Origin of the sequence: Streptomyces carpinensis (genome assembly GCF_002154505.1) — a bacterium.
Taxonomy (GTDB): domain Bacteria; phylum Actinomycetota; class Actinomycetes; order Streptomycetales; family Streptomycetaceae; genus Streptomyces; species Streptomyces carpinensis.
Window position 1 is genome coordinate 1 of record NZ_MUBM01000705.1, and the last position, 1434, is coordinate 1434.

General features: G+C 73.4%; 2 protein-coding genes and 1 pseudogene. 2 read left to right on the forward strand and 1 reads right to left on the reverse strand.

Annotated elements, in window-relative coordinates; all coding sequences use genetic code 11:
- On the reverse strand, positions 1-268 hold a 268-nt coding region (locus tag BZY54_RS48110; RefSeq protein ID WP_143668442.1), incomplete at its 3' end, for a DoxX family membrane protein.
- 115 nt (positions 269-383) lie between these two features.
- Between BZY54_RS48110 and BZY54_RS48115 the strand changes: the two genes are divergently transcribed.
- Together BZY54_RS48115 and BZY54_RS48120 are read left to right on the forward strand one after the other, a co-directional pair.
- Complete coding sequence (locus BZY54_RS48115; protein WP_086731550.1) at positions 384-710, forward strand: hypothetical protein; 327 nt, start codon at positions 384-386, stop codon at positions 708-710.
- A 278-nt stretch (positions 711-988) separates the two neighbouring features.
- A pseudogene (locus BZY54_RS48120) lies at positions 989-1434 on the forward strand (D-alanyl-D-alanine carboxypeptidase family protein); the annotation flags it as partial.

Below are 1434 nucleotides of genomic sequence, written 5' to 3' on the forward strand. Positions count from 1 at the left end.
CTGCTGGCCCTGGGCCTGGCGCCCCCGCCGCCGGGGTCGCCAGGCCCAGGGCCAGCAGCAGACCGCCACCCGCCTCGGACAGTCCCGCCGCCGTCGCGCTCGCCTTGCCCGGCCGGTAGCCGACGGACTCCATGAACTGCCCGGTCCCCTCGAGGCCGGCTCCGCCGAACCAGCCCAGCAGCTTCTGCGCGCCGTGCGCGGCCAGCACTCCGCCCGTCCCCAGCCGGAGCAGCAGCAGGCCCACATCACGTCGGTCGTAACAGGTCACGATGACTCCAGGGGAAAGACTCGGGGTTCCCACCCTCGCACCGGCCACACCCACTCGGCCTGCCCGGGGCGCCGTTCGGGTGGCGGGGTGCCGAGGCGGGTGTGACGCTGCCGACATGACGATTCAGACCGCCAGACTCAGCGACCCGGCCGTCCGCGCCTTCGTCACCGCCGTCAACGCCCATGACCGCGAGGGCTTCATGCAGCTCCTCGCCCCCGGCGCGACCATGGCGGACGACGGCTCCGACCGCGACCTCGCCGAGTGGATCGAGCAGGAGATCTTTTCCACGCACGGCCACATGGAGGTCGACAACGAGTCCCGGGGCGGCCGGGCCCTCCTCGCCCGCTACCGCAACGACACCTGGGGCGAGATGCGCACCCGGTGGACCTTCGACGTGGCCGACGACGGGCGGATCACCCGGTTCGAGACCGGACAGGCGTGACTTCGGGCATCGCGGGGTGCCCAGGACCGCGCCACGGGGTGCCCAGGGCCGCATCGTGGGGGCGCTGAAGGCCGGCGAGATGTTCCGGATGAGTGAGATGACCGAGGCGGCGTCCTTCCTTTGGTGATCTTTTGAACGGCCTTTGGGGACCCGTCGTGCACGCGCTCAGCCTCGCTTTGTACGGTCCCGGGGTGCGCGATTCCTCTTCGTCCCTCCCCTCCGCCCTGTCCCCACGGCCCGCCCAGGCTCCCCGACTGTCCCGGCGTTCCCTGCTCGGTATGGCCGCGGCCGGCCCGCTGGCCGTCGCGGCCGGCAGTGTCCCGGCCGCAGCCGCCCCCGCCTCGGCCCCGGCGGGAACCGCGGCGGCCGCCGGTACGAGCGTGATCGGCGGTGCGCGGCTGGCAAGCCGCGGGGTGCAGGTGCGCGGCGCCGGCGGTCTGCCCGGGAAGCTCACCGCCCGCGCCTGGCTGCTCGCGGACTGGGAGAGCGGGGAGGTGCTCGCCGCGTACCGGGCACACCAGCGCCTGGCGCCCGCGTCCACCCTGAAGATGCTGTTCGCGGACACGGTGCTGAAGAAGTTCCCCCGCGCCCAGCGGCACAGGGTCACCGCCGCCGACCTGGCCGACATCCCCTCCGGTTCCAGTCTCGTCGGCATCCAGCCCGGCACCACCTACACCGTCGAGCAGTTGTGGCAGGGCGTGTTCCTGCGCTCGGGCAACGACGC

Coding starts and splice junctions, on each gene's coding strand:
- BZY54_RS48115 (WP_086731550.1), top strand. CDS start 384: ATGACGATTCAGACCGCCAGACTCAGCGACCCGGCCGTCCGCGCCTTC.